The 22,601-nt window shown below is 58.3% G+C and carries 17 protein-coding genes and 3 pseudogenes; 14 read left to right on the top strand and 6 right to left on the bottom strand.

Features of this window, described 5'->3' with window-relative positions; genetic code table 11:
• Together NKJ94_RS33810 and NKJ94_RS33805 are read right to left on the bottom strand one after the other, a co-directional pair.
• Window positions 1–343 (bottom strand): annotated as a pseudogene (locus NKJ94_RS33810) (IS110 family transposase); the annotation flags it as partial.
• Between the two features lie 489 nt (window positions 344–832).
• A complete protein-coding gene (locus NKJ94_RS33805) occupies window positions 833–1,657 on the bottom strand; it encodes an FkbM family methyltransferase (RefSeq protein WP_352531686.1) in 825 nt (274 codons plus the stop codon).
• Between the two features lie 816 nt (window positions 1,658–2,473).
• On the opposite strand from NKJ94_RS33805, the gene NKJ94_RS33800 reads away from it, so the two are divergent.
• The 8 genes from NKJ94_RS33800 to NKJ94_RS33765 all read left to right on the top strand — a co-directional run bounded on the left by NKJ94_RS33800 (window position 2,474) and on the right by NKJ94_RS33765 (window position 13,350).
• Window positions 2,474–3,325 (top strand): glycoside hydrolase family 16 protein, encoded by an 852-nt coding sequence (locus NKJ94_RS33800; protein ID WP_352531684.1) that lies wholly within the window; start codon window positions 2,474–2,476, stop codon window positions 3,323–3,325.
• Between the two features lie 209 nt (window positions 3,326–3,534).
• Window positions 3,535–4,053 (top strand): hypothetical protein, encoded by a 519-nt coding sequence (locus tag NKJ94_RS33795; protein ID WP_352531682.1) that lies wholly within the window; start codon window positions 3,535–3,537, stop codon window positions 4,051–4,053.
• Between the two features lie 48 nt (window positions 4,054–4,101).
• Window positions 4,102–5,154, top strand: a complete 1,053-nt coding sequence (locus tag NKJ94_RS33790) for an NAD-dependent epimerase/dehydratase family protein (protein WP_352531680.1) — start codon at window positions 4,102–4,104, stop codon at window positions 5,152–5,154.
• Window positions 5,154–7,076, top strand: coding sequence for an HAD-IIIA family hydrolase (locus NKJ94_RS33785; protein WP_352531690.1), 1,923 nt, complete (start codon window positions 5,154–5,156; stop codon window positions 7,074–7,076). Before NKJ94_RS33790 ends, NKJ94_RS33785 begins: the two co-directional genes overlap by 1 nt.
• Window positions 7,073–8,074 carry a GHMP family kinase ATP-binding protein gene (locus tag NKJ94_RS33780; protein ID WP_352531678.1) on the top strand — a complete coding sequence of 334 codons (1,002 nt, stop codon included), beginning with the start codon at window positions 7,073–7,075 and terminating at the stop codon, window positions 8,072–8,074. Before NKJ94_RS33785 ends, NKJ94_RS33780 begins: the two co-directional genes overlap by 4 nt.
• Entirely contained in the window at window positions 8,071–8,727 is a 657-nt protein-coding gene (locus NKJ94_RS33775) for an SIS domain-containing protein (RefSeq protein ID WP_352531676.1), read from the top strand. Before NKJ94_RS33780 ends, NKJ94_RS33775 begins: the two co-directional genes overlap by 4 nt.
• 1,167 nt (window positions 8,728–9,894) lie before the next feature.
• Entirely contained in the window at window positions 9,895–11,439 is a 1,545-nt protein-coding gene (locus NKJ94_RS33770; RefSeq protein WP_352531674.1) for a family 16 glycosylhydrolase, read from the top strand.
• 1,002 nt (window positions 11,440–12,441) lie between these two features.
• Window positions 12,442–13,350 (top strand): metallophosphoesterase, encoded by a 909-nt coding sequence (locus NKJ94_RS33765; RefSeq protein WP_352531688.1) that lies wholly within the window; start codon window positions 12,442–12,444, stop codon window positions 13,348–13,350.
• 176 nt (window positions 13,351–13,526) lie between these two features.
• On the opposite strand, the gene NKJ94_RS33760 is transcribed toward NKJ94_RS33765, so the two are convergent.
• Window positions 13,527–14,054: a hypothetical protein gene (locus tag NKJ94_RS33760; RefSeq protein WP_352531672.1), complete on the bottom strand. Its 528-nt coding sequence runs from the start codon at window positions 14,052–14,054 to the stop codon at window positions 13,527–13,529.
• 1 nt (window position 14,055) lies between these two features.
• On the opposite strand from NKJ94_RS33760, the pseudogene NKJ94_RS33755 reads away from it, so the two are divergent.
• From NKJ94_RS33755 to NKJ94_RS33735, 5 genes and pseudogenes are all read left to right on the top strand, one after another.
• A pseudogene (locus NKJ94_RS33755) lies at window positions 14,056–14,573 on the top strand (phosphomannomutase/phosphoglucomutase); the annotation flags it as partial.
• A 13-nt stretch (window positions 14,574–14,586) separates the two neighbouring features.
• The gene (locus NKJ94_RS33750; protein WP_352531670.1) at window positions 14,587–16,893 is read left to right on the top strand and encodes an AGE family epimerase/isomerase; all 2,307 of its coding nucleotides are present in this window, start codon (window positions 14,587–14,589) and stop codon (window positions 16,891–16,893) included.
• Window positions 16,894–16,968: 75 nt separating this feature from the next.
• Window positions 16,969–17,283 carry a GYD domain-containing protein gene (locus NKJ94_RS33745; protein WP_352531668.1) on the top strand — a complete coding sequence of 105 codons (315 nt, stop codon included), beginning with the start codon at window positions 16,969–16,971 and terminating at the stop codon, window positions 17,281–17,283.
• A gap of 539 nt (window positions 17,284–17,822) precedes the next feature.
• Window positions 17,823–18,653, top strand: a complete 831-nt coding sequence (locus NKJ94_RS33740; RefSeq protein ID WP_352531666.1) for a PA3715 family protein — start codon at window positions 17,823–17,825, stop codon at window positions 18,651–18,653.
• A gap of 124 nt (window positions 18,654–18,777) precedes the next feature.
• Window positions 18,778–19,326: a class I SAM-dependent methyltransferase gene (locus tag NKJ94_RS33735; protein ID WP_352531664.1), complete on the top strand. Its 549-nt coding sequence runs from the start codon at window positions 18,778–18,780 to the stop codon at window positions 19,324–19,326.
• 295 nt (window positions 19,327–19,621) lie between these two features.
• On the opposite strand, the gene NKJ94_RS33730 is transcribed toward NKJ94_RS33735, so the two are convergent.
• Window positions 19,622–19,903: a DUF6429 family protein gene (locus tag NKJ94_RS33730; RefSeq protein ID WP_352531662.1), complete on the bottom strand. Its 282-nt coding sequence runs from the start codon at window positions 19,901–19,903 to the stop codon at window positions 19,622–19,624.
• Window positions 19,904–20,071: 168 nt separating this feature from the next.
• Window positions 20,072–20,260, bottom strand: a pseudogene (locus NKJ94_RS33725) (3'(2'),5'-bisphosphate nucleotidase CysQ); the annotation flags it as partial.
• 324 nt (window positions 20,261–20,584) lie between these two features.
• Between NKJ94_RS33725 and NKJ94_RS33720 the strand changes: the two are divergent.
• A complete protein-coding gene (locus NKJ94_RS33720) occupies window positions 20,585–22,168 on the top strand; it encodes an adenylate/guanylate cyclase domain-containing protein (RefSeq protein WP_352531660.1) in 1,584 nt (527 codons plus the stop codon).
• 198 nt (window positions 22,169–22,366) lie between these two features.
• On the opposite strand, the gene NKJ94_RS37695 is transcribed toward NKJ94_RS33720, so the two are convergent.
• On the bottom strand, window positions 22,367–22,516 hold the full coding sequence (locus NKJ94_RS37695) for a type II toxin-antitoxin system VapC family toxin (RefSeq protein WP_502904240.1): 150 nt from the start codon (window positions 22,514–22,516) through the stop codon (window positions 22,367–22,369).
• Window positions 22,517–22,601: the final 85 nt, after the last annotated feature.

Raw genomic sequence — 22,601 nt, 5'->3', positions numbered from 1 at the left:
GCGCGGTCGCAATCGACGCCGGATCGACGACGTGGCTTTCGATCCCCTCGGCCTGTAGCACGCGGTGGATCCAGAAGCCGTCGAGCCCGGCCTCCTGGATCACGATGATCGGAAAGTGCCGCCCGGTCCGCGCTTGCGCCTTCCTGTTGAGCTCGGCAAATCGCGCCAGCATGCCGGCGACATCGCCGGCCGCCACCGAATGTTTCGACATCTTCTCGCCGCCACCCGGCGACAGCGAGGTGATCAACCATTTCGAGCGACTCAATTCCAACGAGACGAAAATTGCGCCAAGATCGGTGCGGATAGCGGTCGGCGCTTTGGGTTGGTGAGCTGCTACGGGCATGCTTGCCTCCAGGGTAAGGTGTTGATTACGCGACCTCACCTTGCCACAGCGCAGGTCGCTATCCACCCTCCTCATAGGATCTGAACAGTTCGCCCTCGATCGTCGCCGCCACGCATGCATCGCTCTCCGAATCCCTTCGGAGCCAATGAATCACGATCACACGGCGACCGCGAGCGACTTCTTCAAGCCTGCTAGGGCTACGTTTCAGCCATTTCAAGAAGCCGCTTAAGCGATAATACTTCCCTTGAGTGCGGCTGCGCGTCTTGCCGCTGTTCAGATTTTGAGAAAGGCTCACCCTGGATTCACGGCGAACGTCCTGAGCGAGCAAGTGCGACCGGGAAATCCGAAATCCCGCGCTCCCATACCGAGGCGCTGCCAAGGCCGCCATGGAAGTCGCGATGAAATTCTCGGACGACCTGATGCGCGATTCCTCCGTCGCTCAGAAGTACGCGAAGCTTGGCAGCGGGGAAGCCGGTTTTCCGAAACAGGCTAACGAACGGCGTTCAGTTCAAGTCGCTGTGCGAAGCGCTGGTTCGCGGGCCTGTCAGGAAGAAACAGCACATCGGCAGATTTGGTGCCGGTTGTTCTGGCCTCAATCTCGGATTGGCTTGCCTTTTGGTGCCCGGTCCGGGTCAGCCAGTATGCCTCGTATCCGTTATCCGACAAGAGGCGCAGGACTGCCAAAACCGACGCCCCGAACTTGTTCAATCCTTGGTCGGAAAGTTCGACAAACAGGGCCGGCCGGGCGAACCTCAGGATCTCGATCATGCCCTGAAGCGTCAGCAGTTCGGCGCCTTGCACATCGATTTTCACGAGCGCCGGGCGCCGGGGTCCCTTTTCCGCGAGCAGTCCGTCGAGCGTCACGGCGGTGACCGGCACGCCGGTGCCGTTCCGGGAAAGCTTGTGGTCGGCGGGGTAAAGCGGATTGATTTCGAGAAAGGTCGTGCCGGGCTCGGCGGCGGCGACCACCCTCAGCGCCTCGACGCGGCCAAGGAGACCCGCGCGCTCGAGCGCGCAAATCAGGCCGCTGTAATTCTGATCCTCCGGCTCGAGGGCGATCACCTTTCCGCCATCGCCTACCCATTCAGCAAAGCGGAGCGAGAAGAAGCCGACATTGGCGCCGACGTCGATGACCAGTGATCCGTGTGGCACGAATTCCCTCAGCTGATCGATTGGGCCTGCTTCAAAATACCCTTTGTAGAGGGGATAAAGCGCAAGATAGGCGCGGTGGAAAAGCGGAAGACGCTGCAGGCCGAGCTTGGCGGTCAGCACGTATAGCCTGATAGCCGAATCTCTTAGGAAAACTTTGAGCATTCAGGAACCATCCAATGACACCGATGCAGGATTTGTTCACAGTGACTGTCGAGGCGCCCCGCCCGGAGGGCCGCAGCGCAACGATCTTCGTTCGGCTATGCAGACTTTATCACTCGATCAAGAACCTGATCGCGGGAATAAAGAGGTACCTCCCGAGGATCGGCATCGACACACCGCCCCAAGACCACCTGGCTGGATAATGCCGCCACCGCCACGAGCCGGAGGTTTCCAATTACGAACATCAGGAGCACTTCACATCACCGGCTGGCGTGGCTCAGCTCGGAAAACCATTGTTGGTCCCGGCGAACAGCTTCGCTGAGTACGCTCCCGAGCCCAGCCCGGTGACCCAAAAAGGCGTGGTCTGGTTCGCCCTGAGGCATGTGGACGACATTCAACGGCGACCGACGGACGAAGTCCAAACCCTTGCCGGACCGCACTACGTTTATGGCTTCCTCACGACAGCGCCGAACGAACCGATCCATCCCAGGATCATGCGGTGATCACACCACGAATGAGGAGCACGAGGTTTGGATGTGCGTGCCACATGGGATCAGGCGAAGGCGTGGCTGCGGCCGTATGATGCGCTGAAGATTGTAATGCGCGGCGAGGACAAAGAGGGTCAGGCAGCAGCCTTAAACCGACTGAGACCTCAAACCTGGTGCCCCATTGTCGCATCGAGGCCCACCTGCCGCGCCGCAATAGAGTCGGGGTAACCAGTCCTCGTCGTTTCACTATAAGATTGGCTGTGCCATCGGTAAGCGGCGGCGACCATTGCAATCGCATCTTGGTCAAGCCCCTCGTTACGAGGAGGGCAATATGAAAAGTGTATCGAAGTACATTTGTTTCACAGCGCTCATGATCGTCACGTGCTGCACGAGTGGTGGAGGTGGTGGATCGTCGCTGCTACCGCCGGCTGGGTACACTACCAGTCAGCTGATATTCGAGGACACCTTCACCGGGCACTCGCTCGACTCCACGAAGTGGATAGCGGCGATCGCGGACCAGAACGGTATCTGGCAGCAGAGCGTGCCGTCGCCGTACTCCGCGATGAACGCTGGCGGATTCAACGCCGAGTACTTCGACCCGGCTCAGATCAGCACTGGCCCATCAGGCTTGAAGATCGTTGCGACGAGAAGCAACCGGTTCGCCGGGTACACGTGGAAGTCGGGCGCCATCTGCACGCACGGCAAGTTCACGTTTGCCGGTGGCTACGCCCAGATACGCATGAAGCAGCCGGACGTCAGCACTGGCGGATGGCCAGGCTTCTGGCATCTCGAGGGCGGGGCCGAGATCGACACGCAGGAGGGCGGGTTCCTCAACGGCTCCGTGTCAGGCAACGGAGTGCTGGCAAACGCTTTGTTGGCTGCCACCAACGAACAGCGGTTCTTCGATGCTGGTGTGGATCTTTCGGCCGACTACCACGTTTGGGGCATGGAGTACGTACCGGGCGTGTCAATCAAGTTCTATTTCGATGGTGGGCTCAAGCGAACCGTCACTACGAACGTGCCGACCGGTGCCATGACCCTGCTCATTAATCTGAGTATCGCCAACAGCAGCGCGTCTGACTGGCACACGGCCTACGACAGTTCGACCCCGACAACGCTCGAACTGGAGGTGACCGACGTTCAGGTCTACCAGCTGAGCATGACCGACAGCATCGAGGGGTGACCCATTCGATCACCTGCGATCGATCATGGCAGCGGTTCGATCGGCACGGGTTCGTCGACCCGCACCGCCTGCGCGCGGTTATTCACGCGGAGGCAAATGAGATTGATGCGGCGCGCGCCCGACGCCTTCAGCTGAAGCGCCTCGCAAGTTGGCGGTGAGCTTGTGCGATGGTGTCCGCCGCGCCGATCGGTTCCGCGAAGGCGACGGACTTGGATCAGTTCCTGCGGGGCGGATCGACTCAATTGGATTGCGACATGGCCGGTCGCGAGGCCAACGAGCCAACCGGCTCACTGGACAGTGGTACCAGCGACGAGATCCTATCACTGTTCGGGGGCTTCATCGCGACGGTGACACCATCATCCGGTTCCGCATGCCACCGAATTCGCCGATCGCGCGGGCCGACAGATCACGCAGCACGATGGTCGGATCCTCGGCGACGATGTGGCATCAGGCAAAAATTCGCTTCTGAACGCCATGAGCTTGCTCCCACGTCTTCTGGAGAGCCTGCGAACGCCACGCACGCGCTTCGCGGGATCAAAGTGCGGAGCGCCTTGACCGTTCTTGGGATCGCCGTTGGCGTCGCCGCACAGGCGAGCGCGGTGCAATTCAGTGCGGATCAGCAAAATGGGGCTACCCCTGAGGAACGATCGCGGATCGGAGAAAACCATGCGATGAATTCAGAGATGACGCATGAGACGCATGACCTTAACGACGAGCGCAGGGCTTAACGCCCAGCCCGGTCGAACTCCCGGCTCTCCAGCGGTCAAGGCTTGTAAATGGAAGTTGTCATTGCACAATCCGAAAGACTTAAGGCGCAAAAGCTTGCGCCCACGAAGAAAAGGCAAATCGGGTTGGGTGAACCGCACGCTATTCTTGTATCGGGAGCTGCGGGCTTCGTAGGAAGCAAGCTCGCAAGGCTCTTTGTTGATCGTGGATATCCGGTCTTCGGCTTTGATGACCTGTCACGAGGTTCTCGGCAAAACCTAAGTGGCCTCCTCACGCATGAGAGGTTCATCTTTGAGAAGGTGGATCTCTCAGACGCCGGTGCAGTGAGAAGCCGTTTTATGGATTGTCACAGTCGCATTCCGATTTCCGAAGTTTGGCACATGGCTGCCAATTCGGACATTGCTGCGGGAATCGCCGATGCCTCTGTTGATCTACGCGATACCTTTCTGTCGACGTTCAACGTGTTGAACGCAATGAAGGAGGCGGGGGTTCCGTTCCTTGCTTTCGCTTCCAGTTCAGCAGTATACGGCGATTTGGGGGAGGCTCCGATTAGAGAGGATGTCGGGCCGCTGCTGCCCGTTTCCAATTACGGTGCTATGAAGCTCGCATCGGAGGCGCTAATCAGCGCTGCCGTCGAGAACTGGCTAGCTCGGGCTTTGCTCTTTCGCTTTCCGAACGTGATCGGCGTTCCAGCAACACACGGTGTCATTCTAGATTTCGTGAGAAAGCTAAGGATCACGCCAAACAAGCTGAATGTTTTGGGATCGGGACGACAGCAGAAAGCGTATCTTCACGTCAATGATCTGATTGATGCAATTGTATACTTGCGTGCGAACGCATCCGAGCGGCTTGGCTATTACAATATCGGCCCCGGGGACAACGGGGTAACCGTTAGCTTCATAGCGGAGACGACTGTCGGGGCTGTCGCACCGGGCGCAGGGATCGAATATGGAGTTGAAGACCGCGGTTGGACGGGTGATGTTCCCCGATTTTCCTATGACATAGCTAAAATCAGTGCACTCGGTTGGCGGCCCCAGCTTGGTTCGGCTGATGCTGTTCGAAAAGCCGTCGGAGAAATCGTGCGACAGGAAGGACACCTGTGATGCAGGCGGTTGTACTTGCGGGCGGTCGAGGGACGCGGCTCAGGAGCCGGACAAATGACTTGCCTAAGTCGCTGGTCAAGGTTGGTGGCAGGCCACTTCTTGAGCATCAAATCGTCCTCGCCAAGCGACACGGTATCGAGAGGATCTTGATTCTGGTGAACCACGCTGCCGAGCGAATCGTGGAGTTTTGCAATCAGCGCGAGAATTGGGGGATTGACGTTCTTTGCGTAAATGACGGTGCGCCTCGCGGGACTGCTGGAGCAGTTCTGTCCGTTTTGGATCTGCTCGAAGACGACTTCCTGACGATCTATGGCGACACGATGCTCGACATCGATCTCACCCGCTTTAAGTGCTTCCATGAAAATAACAAGGCAGCAGCCGCAACAGTTTTCACCCATCCGAATGATCACCCGCATGATTCCGATCTGATAGAAACGTCAGAAGACGGTATGGTTACCGCGTTCTATCCATGTCCACACGATCCCGGTTGCTATTATCCCAACAAAGTCAGCGCGGCTCTTTACTATATTAGAAGGCAAGCTTTATTCCGGTGGCGCGCCACAGTAACCCCGCTCGACTTTGGCAAGGACCTTTTTCCTGAAATGCTTCGGGCCGGTATGAAAATTAGAAGCTACAACAGCCCTGAGTACATAAAAGACGCTGGGACCCCGGCGCGACTTGACAAGGTTTGCGCCGACTTTGAATCGGGCTGCGTAGCTCGAGCCTCACTCACTTCTCCGCAGAAAGCAGTATTTTTGGACAGGGACGGGTGCATCAATGTTGACCATGGACACATCGATCGTCCCGAACGCTTCGAACTGATTGAGGGAGCCGCGGCCGCGATCGCTTGTTTCAACCGAGCCGAATACCGGACAATTGTCGTCACTAACCAACCCGTTTTGGCCAGAGGCAATTGCTCTGCACGAGACTTGCGGATGATCCATAACAAGATGGAGACTGAGCTTGGCCGCCGTGGAGCTTTTGTTGACGCCATCTATTTCTGCCCGCACCATCCAGATCGCGGCTTTATCGGTGAGGTGGAAGAGCTGAAGATCCGCTGTGAATGCCGCAAGCCTTCTACTGGGTTGATTAATGAGGCGGTCGAGGCATTCAATATCGATCGCAGCCAATCCTGGGTCATCGGCGATTCGTCTACGGATGTCGCTCTCGCAAAGCGGTCTGGCATCAGATCGATCCTAGTCGAGACGGGCGCGGGCGGGTTGGATAGCAAGTATCATGTCACGCCTGACTATACCGTCTCAGACTTGTTGGAGGCAGCTAAGTTCATTCTCGCCGTTCATCCACCCTTGATAAATTCAGCATCTGATCTGATCTCGCATGTGAAGCCAGGTGATGTTTGTTTCGTAGGGGGCCTCTCCCGGAGCGGAAAGAGTTTTCTTTCCAGCGCTATCGCGGAGGTCCTTCGCGGGCGCGGCTTTGAGACGGAAATCGTTGCTCTTGATCGCTGGATACGGTCCGTCGCGGATCGCGAACCAGCCGTGATGGGTCGCTCCAATGTGGACGAGATCAGGCAGGTTCTAAGCCGCTTAGTGGGCGTTCGCTCTCGCGAGACGCACGAACTGCCCTTTTACGAAAAGCTCAGCCGCATATCGCATCCAAGATCGGAAAGCATAACCGTTTCTCCGAAAACCATCCTGGTCGTGGAAGGAACCGTCGCTCTTTGGCTATCCGATGTGGTTTTGGGCGGTCGTGCACACACATTTTTCGTTGATATTGATGAGGAGGTGCGGATGTCCAGAGTAGCTCGAGAATACTTGCGGCGAGGTATGGATTGGGGGACTGCAGCGAGTATTCACAGTTCGCGCCAAGAGGACGAGACACCGATCGTGTTGGCATCGCGGGCGCATGCTAAACATTGCGTCCAATTGCGGGCGATTGAGCTGACAGAGGCAGTTCAATGATCATTAGTCAGACGCCGTTTCGAGTCAGCTTTGTGGGAGGTGGTAGCGATCTTCCTGCCTTCTATCGGCAGGAAAGTGGCGCCGTCCTAAGCGTTGCTATCGACAAGTACGTCTACGTGAATGTGAACCGCAAGTTCGATAGTGGCACTCGAATCGCGTATTCGAAAACGGAAGAAGTAGACAGTGTTGAGCACATCCAGCATCCGATTGTAAGGGCGACGATGGGATATCTTGGGATCCCTGGAGGAGTTGAGATAACAACTATTGCCGATATTCCTTCGAAGGGAACAGGACTTGGATCCTCAAGCACTTTTACCGTTGGCCTTCTGCATGCACTAAATGCGTTTCGTGGCCAGTATATCTCCAAGGCAAGGCTCGGCGCTGATAGTTGTCGCATTGAGATCGAACTTTGTGGCGCTCCCATTGGAAAGCAAGATCAATACGCCGCCGCTTTCGGGGGGTTGAATCTTATCGAGTTTCACCCTGATGAAAGCGTCTCGGTGTCACCGCTCATATGCCCAGCTGATTTTATCGCTTCAATTGAGAAACAAGTTCTCATGTTTTACACCGGCATTACGCGTAGTGCTTCAGACATTCTCGTCCGACAGTCAGAGGAGATCGCAAGAGCACCGGACAAGCGGAAAGCGCTCAGGCGAATGGTCGAGCTCACCTATCACCTTCGTGATGAACTGCATCGATGCAACCTCGACGCCTTCGGCGAAATCCTCCATGAGAACTGGCTCTTAAAAAAGAGCCTCTCTGAAGAAATCACGAACGATGTAATCGATGGCTGGTACCGAACTGCGTTGCGAGCAGGTGCCACGGGCGGCAAGTTACTTGGAGCAGGTGCAGGAGGTTTTCTCATGTTCTTCGCGCCTCTCGATCGCCACGACGCAATCAAAGTAGCCCTTGGGGAGCTAAAGCATATCCCTGCGAAGTTCGACTTCGTCGGGAGTCGCATCGTTCATTATCAACCGACATCGGAGGCCACCCAATGAATGACTTCAGCGGCAGCGCTCAAGTATATTTCGAGAAGCTCGAGACCGTTCTGGCTTCATTAGATCACCAAAGCTTTGATAACGCAGTAGCCTTGGTCGCGCAGGCACAGGAAGACGGCAAGCAAATAATCACTCTTGGAAATGGTGGCAGCTCACTTACGGCGCTACACTTTATCACGGACTGGAACAAGAGCATCTATCTCTCTACGAAGCGCCCGTTTCGTGGTCGGACTCTGATCGACAATGTGGGCCTTACATTTGCGTACGCGAACGATGTTTCTTTCGAGGATGTATTCGTCGAGCAGCTGAAGAACATCCTGAACGACGGCGACTTGGTCATTGCCATTTCGGGCAGCGGGAACTCGGAAAACGTTTTGCGCGCTGTTCGATACGCTAATGATCATGGCGCAGTCACGTTGGGTCTTTGTGGATATAGTGGAGGAGCGCTCAAGCAGATCGTTCAACACGTGGTTTGGGCGAATGTGAATGACATGCAACTAGCGGAAGATATACATTCTATGTTCGGGCATGTCGTTATGCAGCGCCTTTGTTTTGGAAGTACACAAAAGTGGAGCGATTGGCGACAACGGCTCAGCGCTGCTGGAGGCCTCAATCCAAATCGAGCTGGCGCCGAGACGGCTTGGCAACCCTGATCGAGAACAAGCCATGCCGCAGTTGGACGAACGCGGCCAATTTATAGGCGGGATCAACCTTGCCTGTACAGACGACGATGCGGCGAGAGAGCAGACCAGGCGGTTCGCAGACGGCCGCAAGGTGGAGCTTTGGCGCATGGTTGCGCAGTTCAAATTTGACAATCCGCGGGAGCGTCCCGCGGCTACGAAGCGCCCTCGCGCCCGAGGGCGACGTTTCAGCCATTTCAAAGAGCCACTTAAGCAACCATTCTTCCCTTGGGTCTTGGCGCTGTTCAGATCTTGAAAAATTCGATCCTGATGCAGGCGTGCTGGCGTGGCGATCAAACGGCCTGTCCGGTGCTGTAGGGCTGCGCTCGATAACGGTACCAGCCTTCCACCTTCGATCCGCGCAAACGGCACGGTCGAACATCCGGGCTTGCAGTTCCAGCCACAGGCACGTCAGCTAGTCCGCCACGCAGCAACGGCAGATATTCCGGCTGCCCCTCTCGATCACCTCATGGACACGGGCGGTGCGCTCGAGCCACGGCGCCCAAACCAGCGCGACATTTCAGCCGACGGACACGGTTTTCGTAGGGCGTCCGGAAGGCTGTTTCGGTGCGGCCGTTCGACACACAACCTACATTAGAAGGTGTTAATAAGTTATCGCCCAGCCTCATTCTCGCCGCAAATGGCAGGTTGGGTTACGTACATCGTCCTCGAATGATCACTTCACACAGGTACAAAGCCGTGTGTGAATAGGTTAGGAAACGGAAGTATCTGCGTTTTACTTAGCAACGCGGGTCGAAATTAAAACAAAAAACCGCAATGAGCTAATGGTCTACGGTGCTTATACTATACGACAGGCTCGGCGCTACGTCCGCCGGAAGAGTTGCTCTCAGTTCAATCCGGCAGCGGCTGGAACCGTTGAACACCTTGTGGGGCGTCGGCAGCGACACCGTATATGGTTTCAAGGAGGAGGACCTGATGAGCATTCCCATTGACAAAACTCACCTTCGAGGGCGGGCTCAACGTTAAGCTCGCTCGACAATATGTCTGGGGCGAGGACTTCCAAATCTCCGCTACTTTGAAATCCGTTCGCGGTGCCTAGCTGCGAGCATGCTCATGTCGCGCGCCTCGGCGATGCGCGGCAGTAGAAATCCCTGTTTTCAACCTCAAAGAGGATCACGAATGGCACTTTCCACACCTTCAGGCTTTACCTCTAGCGACCTGGTCTACGAGGAGAACTTCTCCGGTACGGCGCTCGACAGCAATTGGCATACCTACATCACCAGCAATGCCGCCAACGGCTGGCCATGGAATACCAATGGGTCGGGAGGAAGTACACCGGGCGGCCCATATAATGCCGACTACGATATGCCGAGCCAAGTGTCCGTGAGCAACGGGGCCTTGGATCTCACGGCGATCCAACAGCCCATCAGCGGCATGAATCAGGGGACGGCACAAACATTCCCGATCACGTCCGGCGCTGTCAGTAGCTACGGCAACTTCGAATTCAACGGCGGTTACCTTCAGATCAGCATGCAGGCGCCGAGTGGCGACGGCGCATGGCCAGGCCTCTGGATGATGCCCGGCCAAGGCGCGGGCAGCAGCGGCGACAATTTCGAGATCGATATACAGGAGGGTGGATTTACCGGTTCGGGGCCCACAGACCAGAATTTCGCCTGGCACCTCCACGGGCCGTCAGGGGCGACCGGTGGCGTCGTCGACAGCGGCGTCGACCTCACGGCGGGCTTCCACACGTACGGCATCAACTGGGTGCCGGGTGAATCGATCACCTGGTATCTGGACGGGAAGCAGATGGCGCAAGTGACCAGCGCACAGGCCGTGATCCCGGATGAACCGATGGAATTGATGATGAACAATGGGGTCGCGAATTCGAACGCGACCGGATGGCATTCGGCTCTCGACAGCTCGACCCCATCGTCGATGCAGATGCAGATCGACGAGGTGCAGCTCTATCAAAAGACAGGTAGCGGCGACACTGTCACGGGCGCGAACGTCACTCCCCCAACCGCTGATACGACCGGGACCGAGACTGGGTCTATCACTCCTTCCGGCAGCACCAGCGATGGCACCTTGTACGGCACCAGCGGCGCCGATGTATTGCATGGAACCACTGGCCAGACGATGATCGGCTATGGCGGCAACGACACTTACTATGTCGATAATGCCAACGAGAAGGTGGTTGAGGCAGTGGGCGGCGGCAACGACAGTGTGATCGCCTCGGTGAGCTATGCGCTTTCAGCCGGCTCGGAGATCGAGCATCTCGCCACCAACAACCCGTCCGACACGAAGGCGATGACCCTCACCGGCAACGAGTTCGCCCAGACCATCCAGGGCAATGCCGGCAACAATGTCATCAACGGCGGGCTCGGCGCCGACGTCTTGACCGGTTACGGAGGCCACGATGTCTTCTCGTTCAATACTGCTCTTGGAGCCGGCAATGTCGATAAGATCACCGACTTCAAGCGCTCCCAGGACACGTTCCATCTCAGCGATACCGTTTTTGCCGGGCTTCAGCCGGGAGGGCTTCCATCCAAAGCTTTCTTTGTTGGTGCAGCCGCGCATGACAGTTCCGATCATATCATCTACAACAGTGAAACCGGGGCGCTCTCTTTCGACAGTGACGGGGCCGGCGGCGCATCTCAAATACAGTTCGCCACCCTTTCCCCACATCTTTCGCTCGGCGCAGCCTCATTCTATGTGACCTGAAGGAACGCGGGGCTGCCGTGGCCAAACAAGGACTGGATAAACAGCACCTCAAAGCCATGATCCCGAACCGAAGTCAGCATAGCAAAAGGCGGGAGCCCGGTTTTCGGAGAAGATCTGCTCAAGCAAAAGAGATGGGGCTCCATCCCGATGCCATCGGGATGGAACAGGCTCTAGTTGTGAGCTTTCTGCAGGTTGTCCATTCGGATCGAACCGAGGAGACTGGAGTTACCAAGCTTCGGGTCCGAATGAACATCCCAGACTGGCACGCGCAGCATCATCAGCTACTTTCTCTCGCCAATGATGCAATACAAGCAGGAAACACTGCGAGAGCGGTAAGAAGCCGGTTTGCAGCCGACGAAAGTTCGCCCTCCGGTTTCAGCTCGAGAGCGCCGCAATCTTGTCGAAGCGCAGCCGAAGCATGCGATACGTCAAAGGCGGGAAGCGGTCGGCTCGAAGCTGGATGACCAAAGCCGGTTGTGGAACGTCGAACTGCAATGCTCGCGAGACAGGCCTCGCGCTCCACATTGCATCACCATCCGACGGGCACATTGACGTGGAGCAACATCGAACACCCCTGTTCTGCCGCATCACGCAAACCTGGCGCGGACGGCGCCCTCCTCGATCGTGTGGCCCTGGTCGAACTGATCGCAGTCACGACAACCAAACGGGCCTGAAGTTGGGCGCGCGGTCGATTCCGCGGCCGACGAAAACAGGGAACAAGTGAACGATGTCGAGATGGAGGCGCTCGCCATCTAAGGCGACGCATTCATCCGGAATGGAACTACACCATCCGCCCGAGATCAGTGGCAAATCGGAGCAGTTGACGGGTGCTAGCCCGAGCTCCCTCCCCTGCGCAATAAAGACCTATGCTTGCAGGTGACGCCGATTTGGGAAACTATTGACCCGCGAGGCCTCTCACGCGGTTGATGTGGTTCAGGCTGCCGCAAGCTGAATTCGTGGCGATCTCTAAAGCCGACCTCGTTCTGCTGGGAAATACAAGTGCTGACGTCGCGGCGGTCATTCCTGAAGCTCTTTGGCGCCGTGTCCCTTGCGGCATTCGGTCTGGCAAGTTATGCCTTCGCGATTGAGCCTCGGTTTCGACTGCGTGTCACTCACTACAAGCTCCTTCCGCCGCGCTGGCCGACGACTGCCAAGCCCCTGCGCATCGTCGTGGTCGCTGACATCCACGCCTGCGAGCCTTGGATGCCGGTTTCCAGGATCGACGAGATCGTCGGTGTTTCGAATAGCCTGCAGCCCGACATCATCCTTCTCCTTGGCGACTATGTGATGGGCGTGTCGCCGCGCTATGCCACCGGGATCGTGCCCGACACTGTTTGGGGCAATTCACTTTCGAAACTTACCGCGCCACTTGGCTGCCACGCCATTCTCGGCAACCACGACTGGTGGCACGGTGTCGATAGCGTCCGCGCAGCCCTCGTCGACAATGGCATTCCGGTCCTCGAGAACACCGCCACGCTTATCCGTCAGCAGGATGGCCCAGCATTCTGGCTCGCGGGTCTTGGCGACCAGTGGGCCATGCAGTTTTCTCGCGGCGTGTACAAGGGCGTCGACGATCTGCCTGCAACATTGGCCGCAATACCCGACGACGGCAATCCGATATTGCTCCTTGCGCATGAACCGGACATCTTCATTACTGTCCCTGACCGTGTCAGCCTGACGTTATGCGGCCATACACATGGCGGACAGGTGCGCTTGCCATTCATCGGCCCCCCCATCAGCAATTCAGCCTACGGACAGCGCTTCGCCTATGGGCATGTCGTCGAGGGTGGGCGGCACATGATCGTATCGGGGGGTTTGGGCGTATCGTGGCTGCCGGTGCGCTTCGGCGTGTCGCCGGAGATCATAGTCGTCGATATCGGCCCGAAAAACCCTCGTCCTGTCGACGAATGACATCTGCTGTCCCAGACAGACCTGCCGTCCGTGGACCGTTCCGCGTGAGGGTATTGATGGTCGTGTACATGCGGTCGGGGTTTCGCCGTGTTCCCATGCCTCCAAGACGGAACGCGGCACAGTCCATCATCCTTTCTCCGGACGGGCGGAGTTCGGCGGATAGCTCTCGATTTCCACTAGAAATTGAGAAGCTGAACCAGGCGTCCAAAACACCTTTCTTCGACATTGTCGGGGAAGGGAAACCTGAATGCGGTCAGCGACATCTTGCACCCATCCTCGTCGTTGGCGCCCGAGCAGAACGCATCTTGGAGAATGCAAAGGGCCATGCTTGCACGAGACCTCCTTTCGGCCATCGGCGGGCATACTCCTATTGGATGAGGCGGCGCGAACCAGCGTTTTAGGACTACTCCAACTCCTGAAGGGGCCTGCGCCCGGCAGCGTGCTAGGACTGTTGCGCCCAACAGCGGATCAAAACCGTGACCCTGGACATAGTCGGCCAAGCCAGGCCGAACACATTCGTCTTTGAAAACAGTGCCCTCATCAAAGCCACTGGCTTTCGGGAATACGACGCGCGCTGCTGGTTCGGCCATCCAGACCGGGAGAAAAAGCCCGAACTCAACCTGGTGGGCGTGCAGGCGATCGGCATGGCGCTTCGCACCTTGATCGGCCGAATAGGTGTAGTTCCCGACACCATCACTGGTCACTACTTCCGTAGCTGCCATCAAGAGGCGGGTTGCCAAACTCGTCGATGCCATAGCTGGCTTCGACAAGTCGGGGCATTTCTTCTTCAACCCGCCGATCGGGCGCGGCTAGGACGACGGGCTCCTCACGGCGATAGCCGTTCGCGAGATGCTCGACCGCAGCTTGGGCAAGACATTCGCGGACCTTTGCCGCGATCTGCCGCTGACCTTCAGCACCCCGACAATGTCGCCCCACTGCCCGGAAGAGGTAATACGGCGTGGTCGCGATAGTTGCCGAGGAATTCACGCAGGACGGGATCGAGTTCGCCGGCCAGGCGCTGGCCAATCTCGTCACCGTGAATGGGGGCGTGTCGTTGCCCAGACGGCACGTGGGCTCTGGTCTGAGCCTTGTTGAACAAGCCGGAAATTGTTGTCGTCGTGGGAGGCGCAGTCTCGCCGGAGCAACGTCGCGAGATGTTCGGGGCTCTCGATGCCGTGCGGCGCCGCAATCCAGAGGTCGGAGCCTACAACCAGACATTTTGAGAGGGACTGGACCATGTCGGACCGGATCATAAGTTTTGTCATGAGCGGGGGCGTCGGCTCACGGCTATGGCCGCTCTCGCGCGAAGACAATCCCAAGCAATTCCACGACCTTTCGGGCGACGGCTCCATGCTCGCGAAGACTGTCGGACGCCTCAAGGCGCGGCCGGACGGCGAGATGCCGATCTACCTGCTAGCCTCCGAACGGCATGCCGACCGCGTTATCTCGGATATCGGTCCGCTCGGCCTGAACGGTGGCAGCCCGATTTTCGAGCCCGTCGGCCGCAATACCGCCGCTGCGGTGGCCATAGCCACCTTGCACACGATCTCCGAATATGGCGGGGACGCGCTTGTGCTCGTGGTCCCCTCCGACCATCAGATATCGACCGAAACGCAATTCTGGGAAACCGTCGAGGCGGGCATGCCTGCCGCCGATTCAGGAAGCATTGTCGTATTCGGCATCAAGCCGACGCATCCCGAAACCGGGTACGGTTACATCGAGGTTGCGGCAACTGGCGACGGAGTGGCCCCCGTTTCCGTTTCGCACTTTGTCGAAAAACCCAATGCCGAGACGGCCCGCAAATATGTGGCTTCGGGAAGATTCTACTGGAACGCCGGCATCTTCCTGTTTCGTGCCGACACGATGCGCAAGGCATTTCTCGACTTCCGGCCGGACATCTGGGACACCGCGGAACAGGCCTATAAAACTGCACGGACCGACGTCTCGGGCATCTACCTGCCCCAGGGCTTCTATTCGGCTGTCCCGTCGACGTCGATCGACTACGCAGTCATGGAGCATGCACGCGGTATTGCGATGGTTACGGCTTCCTTCCGCTGGAACGACCTTGGATCGTGGCAATCGCTGCTGGAAGCCAGCCCGACGGACCGCGACGGCAATGTCGTAATGGGCGACGTTGTCGCCATGGATTGCGGCAACTCCTATCTCCGGAGCCAGGGCAGACTGCTGACAGTCATCGGAATGAAAAATGTGGCGGTGGTGACGACACCGGACGCGGTTTTCGTCGCTCCTGTCAGCCACAGCCAGAATGTCAAGAAAGTCGTCGAACAACTCGAGAAGAGCGGACGACTCGAGACGAAGTTCACGGCGTCGGAAGACCGGGTCATCATCAGCGGGTCATGGCGCAAGCGCGTCGAGCACTGGCTCTTCAACGAAACCCTGCCGCTGTGGTCCACTGCAGGTGTCGACGATGTGTATGGCGGCTTCCACGAGGCTCTCGGTTTCGATGCAAGGCCGCTGGGCAAACCCAAGCGCATGCGCACGATGGCTCGCCAGATTTACGCTTTCGCGGTGGCCAAAGAACGCGGCTGGGTTGGACCGGCCGACAAGCTCATCGACCACGGCATCGAGTTCATCGCCAAACACGGCCGCACCGATCGCGGTGGCTGGGTGCGCACCCTTAGTTCCGACGGCAGCGTGGCTGACCCGACGGAGGACGCCTACGACCATTCCTGCGTGCTCCTGGCGCTTGCCCATGCTCACCGATGCGGCCATCAGGATGCCCTGCAGCTGGCACAAGAGACGTTCCATTTCATCGACACCCATCTCGAGGACGTCAGCCTGAACGGCTTCCTCGAGACCCCCGGCTGGCAGGGGGTGCGGTTCTCGAACCCGCATATGCACATGCTGGAATCCTTCCTTGCCTGGCATGGCGTCACCGGCGACCGTGCATATCTCCGTCGGGCGGCACGCGTCGTCGATCTCTTCCGGTGCCATTTCTTCGACCAGGAGAGCTGGACACTTGGGGAACATTTCGACGTCGATTGGCTACCGTTGCCGGGAGACGAGGGACAGTGGACCGAACCAGGGCACCATTTCGAATGGGCCTCGCTGCTGGTTGATTTCGCGCGGGCAAGCGGGCAGAAAGACTTGGCAGCCTACGCCAGGAAGCTCTATTCGTCGGCGATCGCCAGCGGATTGAACCGGGCCACGGGCCTGGCTTATGCAGCCGTGTCGCGGCAGGGAATTCCCTTCGACCGGCTCTCCCGCAGCTGGCCGCAATGCGAAGCCGTCAAGGCGGCCGTCGCCCTGGACGGCATCGGCGGGCCTGATCTGAAACCCGAGATCGAAGCTCGTGTCGCCCGCCTCTTCAAATGGCATATCGATCCCGCACCGCTTGGCTTGTGGATCGACAGGATTGACGAGCGCGGAAGGTCACTGGCGACGGAGGTGCCCGCGAGCATTTTCTACCACCTCGTGACTGCCTTGATGCAGTATCTGGACAAGACCGCAGGGCAGGTCGAACCTTTCCGGCTGCCAGCTTTGGATACGAGCAAGACCGTTCCGATGCAGGGTTACGGCTGACCCAACTGTCCGCCATAGCTCCGTGTTGGTGAAACGATCAATAACGAAACTAGTACAAGATAGGGAGGAATACCCATGAAAGTGACAATACTGGCAAACTATGCACCCCATGCCTATAAGGGATTGATACAGGGCTCAGACCGGGAAGCTGCAATCAAGGCGCTTTTTGAAAGCGTTGGCGGCAAGGTGTCCGGCATGATGTTTACTCGCGGCGCCTATGATATTGTCATCAATGCTGAGGTTCCGGACCAGGCTGCTGGGATGGGTCTAGCATTGGCGGTGCGGGCAAGCGGCTCGGTAAACGACCTCGTTGTCCTCGAAGAACTCGACATGAAGGCGGTGCTCGCAGTTGCCAAAAAGGCTGCCGGCGTTTACAAGCCCGCCGGCTGATTGGACAACTGGCTGTACATTGAAGGTAGCACGGTTTCGATTGAACGCGCCGTGCTGCCAAGTCTCAAGGACAGACAAGCTGGGTTTCGGTAAGCCGAAGCAGGCGCCGCATTGGTTCTGCTTCGGATACCGCGCGACGGCGAACGCGCCCGGCTCAGGGGGTCAGAAACGGAGGTCATGCCGAGCTGATTTTGGAATGTACACCCTAGAAGCTGCGCCCGACGGATCGGCGAGGTCCGGTTTCCTAGAGGTTTCTTGTCCAAGCGCTTCTTTATCTAATCGGAGCGCGACAAGGCAATCGAGATCACATTGTCAGTATCTGTTTCAGGTAGCTCGAACAGCGTTGGCAAAATTGGCCCCTCGGGCGGCGTTCTCATGATCACCGTCCCTAAGCGAGCTCGGACTTTACGACTTTCCAGGATACTTATGGTCATGACGCAGCGGGTGGAGCTAGCCGTCACTTCCTACACCCTGTGCGCCGCCACCAATCTGGCGTAGAACGCTCCTGACCGAACCCGGCCCTGCGACGCGAGAATTCCATGCGAATAGTGTTGCCTGTGCTGTTGCTCGGCGCCGCCCTCGCCAGCCTGTCGCCCGCCCGGGCAGCGGCCGGCGATTGCGGCGATGCCGCCGCCCTGGTGCAGCAGGCCTATCCCAAGGCCCGAAAGAGCGCCGACGGCGCCTCGTTCACGCTTGCACCCCATACGAGCATCGCCTCAACGCTCCCGGAGAGCGATGCGCCATTCGGCCTGGCCTGCAAGATCTGGCCGGCTCATGACGACTTGCTTTTGGTCGCGGTACCGCTGATCGACAGCGCTAACAGCGACCACCTGCATGTCGGCGACATCGAGCTACTGGTCGTCGATAGAAAGAGCCTGCGGGTGCGCCAGCGCCTGCTCCAGCCTGGACTGATGACCGATGATGCCATCGCGATGCGTAAGGTGGAATTCGACACCGGCCGCTATGCACTGGCCCCTGAGGTCACCGCCTTCGGCCTGCGCATCGAAATGGCAAACCATTCGCAGGCTACTCCCTTCACTGAAACCGACCTGCGGCTCTATGCCGTCGCCAACGATGCGCTGCGCTTGGTGCTCGACGGCCTCGTGGTGACCGGCCATGGCGGCGAAGGCGATGCCAGTTGCGCTGGATCGTTTCATTCCAGCCAGGTCAGCCTGGCGATGAGCCCGGCGCGCCACCACGGCTATCATGACATCATTGCGGTCGAGCGGACGGATACCGACAATCCCTCCCCCGACAAAGATGGCGAATGCCAGTCCCATCCCGCCAAGTCTGTGAAGCGGACCTACCGGCTGCGCTATGACGGCAACCGCTATCCGGTTCCGGCAGCACTCAGGGTGATGGGGTTGTGACGCCGCCGCACACGTCCCTGCCTTGGTTCGTCAATGTGATCAATTCCAGTTGAATGGGTATCGACCATTAATTCTCTCGTGGTAGGAGGCGCTCACGGGGGCTCTTCCCAAAGGAGCTGATGATTTGTGGTGGTCAAGATTCAAAAGGGGTTTTGCCGGAACGTGGGACGACAGACTGGACGGGCTATTCTCCGCAAAGGTCGACTACGCTGGAAAATCCATTCTCGATGTTGGCTGCAATATGGGTGTTGTCGCCTATGAGATATCCAAGCTGAAACCCAGCTCGATCCACGGGATCGACATTGCCAAGCCACACATCCAGACTGCAAAAATGTTATTGAGCGGCTCCCCGGTGCATGCCCGGTTCGATCGCCTGAATCTTGGCAGCCGGCGCCTCGGCAATATCCTTCTACCGAAATACGATATCGTCCTGCTGCTGGCCGTCTATCAGCACATGCAGCGCAACATCGGCCCAGGCAAGGCGCGAAGAGTGCTTTCCAATATTGTGAGGCGCACCTCAAACGTTGTTGCCCGCGTTCCGCCTGGAAAGGATGGCGAATTCATCGAAACGCTGTCCGACGAGGGATTCCAAGTTAAGAGCACTCACACATCCCCTCTTGGTAGTCATGTGCTCGTTCTTGAGAAACCTGCCTTCGGAAATCCGCAGCCATGATGACACATTCCTTGTGGTAGTCTGCCCCTTCAACATCCATGTACCAGCAGCGGGCGCAGACCCGCTGCCTGCCTGCAACTCGGCCCGGGAAGCGCCGATTCGCCGGCAGAAAGCATCTTGCGGATGGACCTCGCGCCAATGCCGTTGACATTTAGCGTCGCGACTGCGGTGTTCTCTGCCACTGCCTTGACAGACAGGATGCCCCCGTTGGCCTAGGTGACGAAGACGAGTTTGGCCGCCACGGCGAGGGCACTGCCCGTCCCGCCTGCCGTCAGCGCGCCGCCGGTATCGAAATTCAACCATGTGCGCCATTATCTCGCGGCGCCCTCCCAGCGCTCATGGCTGATGGCGCCGGGCGGGTGAACAGGGCTCGGAATTGCTCCTCCGCACGTCGCAGTCCTTCATCTGTCAGAACCACTGACTTCGCCTTGTTTGCTGGATTCGCGATCAGCCCCTTCTCGTGGAAGCGATCCAGAGCGTTCCAATCCAAACCCTTCCAGGCGCGCCTCTCTTCATGCAGCGTCAGCCAAAGCAGGCCCAGAACGGCTTCGTCGATCTTGTCGGTGTCGATCTCCATGCAAGCAGTCTAACTCGCGAAAGGGCCTCTGCCACGATCCACACCGGATAGTTACTGCCTGCCACGAGCGTTCGGCTGAAAATAAGTGCTTCACTCAGGCGTCGCATGCGCGACAGCGTCATTTGCGCGGGCGACGAGCCGGGATGGGAGCGGAGTTCATCATGGTGCCTAAGCGGCCGTGGCAGCCTTGCCGCTGGCAATGAAATGCGGATTGGCGAAATCCTCGTCGTCGCTCTGGTTGCGCTTACCGCAGGCGAGCGGCGCGCTATCGAGCGTGCGCGTCATGCCGCCGGCAGCGCGCAGCACCGCGTCACCCGCCGCGGTGTCCTATTCCATAGTGCGGCCGAAACGCGGATACGTTTGGCGGGACACTTTCTTTTCCGACGCGCTCTCCGGCCGCAGAAGTCTCAACCTTGCCAGAGGTGAATTTTTGACCCCTGAGCGGTTATCGCGGAGCGCATTCCGGGCCACAACCGGCTTTGCGACATCCCCTTCACTGATTCACTGCCCGTCTAGTGCCAGAATGCGAAATCTGCTGTAAGGGTCGGGGCTTAGCAACAACCGCTCAAGGTCGGTCCGACGTTGCAGGGCTGACGTGTTTTCATCGAGCCAAGACTGACTCTAGTACCGTGCCGGGAATGAGCTATAGTTCAGATACTGTGACGGCCGGGCGCTTGCACAATGGGACTGAGTGAACAGATTGCGCGTCAGCAGCGCACCATGGGACCGCTTCTGGTGGCGGCAGTGGTCATCGGCCTTATCGGTCTGCCCGTCGCAGCCTGGCTCGACCTCCGAGACCTATCGGAACGGATGCTGCGCAGGCAAGCCAGCGAAATCAGCCGGATCATCGACGAAATGCGCGGATTCTACGGCAGCGACGTCGTGGGACGCGTGCTGCAAGCAGACGGCGCCGTGACTGCGACGCACAATTACCGGGACGTGCCAGGTGCGATCCCTATTCCAGCAACCCTCTCGATCGAACTCGGCAAGCGCATCAGCGCTCACGACGGGTCCGTCAAATATCGGTTCGTCTCGGATCTGCCTTTCAAAGGTCGCGCCCCCCACCAGCTCGATGTATTCGAGCGGAATGCAATCATTGCTTTGCGCGCCAACCCCAGGGAGCCGATCATCGAAGTCTCGGGTTCACTGTTTGACCGACAGGTCCGCGCCGCGGCCCCTGTTGTAATGGGACAAGTCTGCGTGACCTGCCACAACTCACACCCGGACAGCCCCAAGACGGACTGGAAGGTAGGGGATGTCCGAGGGATCCAGGAGATATCAGTCAATCAGCCTATCGCTGCGAACGTCCTCACCTTCAAGTATCTGCTCCTATATTTCGGCTTCTCGGCGGCGGCGGGCCTGACGTTCATTCTCCTGCAGCGTCGGCAGTCCGCGTTGATTCAGGGCATCAACAAGGAGCTTTCGGAGGCAAACGACTTCCTGGCCGCGATTTCATTGAAGATCGCCAAATATCTTTCGCCTCAAATTTACAAAAGCATCTTCAGCGGCCAGAAGGACGTCACCATCGCGACGGAGCGCAAGAAGCTCACGATCTTTTTTTCCGACGTCAAGGATTTCACCGCGATCGTGGAACGGCTCCAGCCCGAGGACTTGACGCTTCTCCTCAACGAGTACTTCACCGAGATGTCGACGATCGCGCTCAAACACGGCGGTACCGTCGACAAGTTCATCGGCGACGCGCTTCTTGTGTTCTTCGGAGACCCCGAGACGCAAGGCATCGAGGAAGACGCGAGAGCCTGCTTGCGCATGGCTGTCGACATGCAGCGTCGGCTAGAGCAGTTGAACAGGGTGTGGCATGACCGCGGAGTTGAACGGCCCTTCCGAGCTCGCATGGGCATCAACACAGGCTATTGCAATGTTGGGAACTTCGGTTCCGATGATCGGATGGACTACACGATCATTGGAGCCGAAGCGAACTTGGCGGCCCGTCTGCAGTCGATTGCCGAGCCCGGCGGCATCTGCCTCAGCTATGAGACTTACGCGCTCGTGCGCGACCTTGTCCGGGCGCGTCCGTTAGCACCAATTGCCATGAAGGGGATCAGCCGGGAGGTTGTCCCCTACGAAGTCGAGGGCCTGCTGGGTGAACTCGCCCAGCGCCCTCAGGTCATCAGCGAGCACGCGACTGGCCTCGACTTGTTCCTCGATGTTGAGGCAATCGACGAGAACGGGGTCGAGCGGGCGAAGAAACGACTTTCGGAGGCGCTCCTGGCCTTATCCATCCGAAGCAAGCCCGCTGCATTTTAGGTTCTTGAGATGCAATCTGGACCGTGGAACGGGCAACCTAGCTTTGTTCCGTGACAGTCGGCTAAACCGTCGTACTATTAATGGGGAGCGCGACAAGCCGGTAAGCGACGCTTGCGCCCTGCGTCGCGAGACTGTGGCACTCACGCAGCCTCGATGTCGGTCTGCGGAAAGTCGGCGCCTTTGAACATTAATGGCTGGTCAAAATGCCGGGCAAGCATAGGCGAAGCAGTCACCAAAGTTCAGCCGCGCCGGGTGCCGGCCCTTGCCGAAGCGATCGAAAGCATCAACCGTGAATCGAGCCGTGTTCGGCGGCACCACGACCATGTCAATCGTAAGCGTCACGAGCACCGCACGACTGTCCTTGCTTGACAGAGGCAGGATTCAGATGCGGGCCGCTTTGACCCGCTTGGGCATGAAGTACGAGCGGATGGCG

Source organism: Mesorhizobium sp. M0060 (genome assembly GCF_040323155.1).
Classification (GTDB): domain Bacteria; phylum Pseudomonadota; class Alphaproteobacteria; order Rhizobiales; family Rhizobiaceae; genus Mesorhizobium.
This window is presented reverse-complemented; position numbering and strand designations above follow the sequence as displayed.

Coding starts and splice junctions, on each gene's coding strand:
- NKJ94_RS33805 (WP_352531686.1), bottom strand. CDS start 1,657: ATGCTCAAAGTTTTCCTAAGAGATTCGGCTATCAGGCTATACGTGCTG.
- NKJ94_RS33800 (WP_352531684.1), top strand. CDS start 2,474: ATGAAAAGTGTATCGAAGTACATTTGTTTCACAGCGCTCATGATCGTC.
- NKJ94_RS33790 (WP_352531680.1), top strand. CDS start 4,102: ATGGAAGTTGTCATTGCACAATCCGAAAGACTTAAGGCGCAAAAGCTT.
- NKJ94_RS33785 (WP_352531690.1), top strand. CDS start 5,154: ATGCAGGCGGTTGTACTTGCGGGCGGTCGAGGGACGCGGCTCAGGAGC.
- NKJ94_RS33780 (WP_352531678.1), top strand. CDS start 7,073: ATGATCATTAGTCAGACGCCGTTTCGAGTCAGCTTTGTGGGAGGTGGT.
- NKJ94_RS33775 (WP_352531676.1), top strand. CDS start 8,071: ATGAATGACTTCAGCGGCAGCGCTCAAGTATATTTCGAGAAGCTCGAG.
- NKJ94_RS33770 (WP_352531674.1), top strand. CDS start 9,895: ATGGCACTTTCCACACCTTCAGGCTTTACCTCTAGCGACCTGGTCTAC.
- NKJ94_RS33750 (WP_352531670.1), top strand. CDS start 14,587: ATGTCGGACCGGATCATAAGTTTTGTCATGAGCGGGGGCGTCGGCTCA.
- NKJ94_RS33745 (WP_352531668.1), top strand. CDS start 16,969: ATGAAAGTGACAATACTGGCAAACTATGCACCCCATGCCTATAAGGGA.
- NKJ94_RS33740 (WP_352531666.1), top strand. CDS start 17,823: ATGCGAATAGTGTTGCCTGTGCTGTTGCTCGGCGCCGCCCTCGCCAGC.
- NKJ94_RS33730 (WP_352531662.1), bottom strand. CDS start 19,903: ATGGAGATCGACACCGACAAGATCGACGAAGCCGTTCTGGGCCTGCTT.
- NKJ94_RS33720 (WP_352531660.1), top strand. CDS start 20,585: ATGGGACTGAGTGAACAGATTGCGCGTCAGCAGCGCACCATGGGACCG.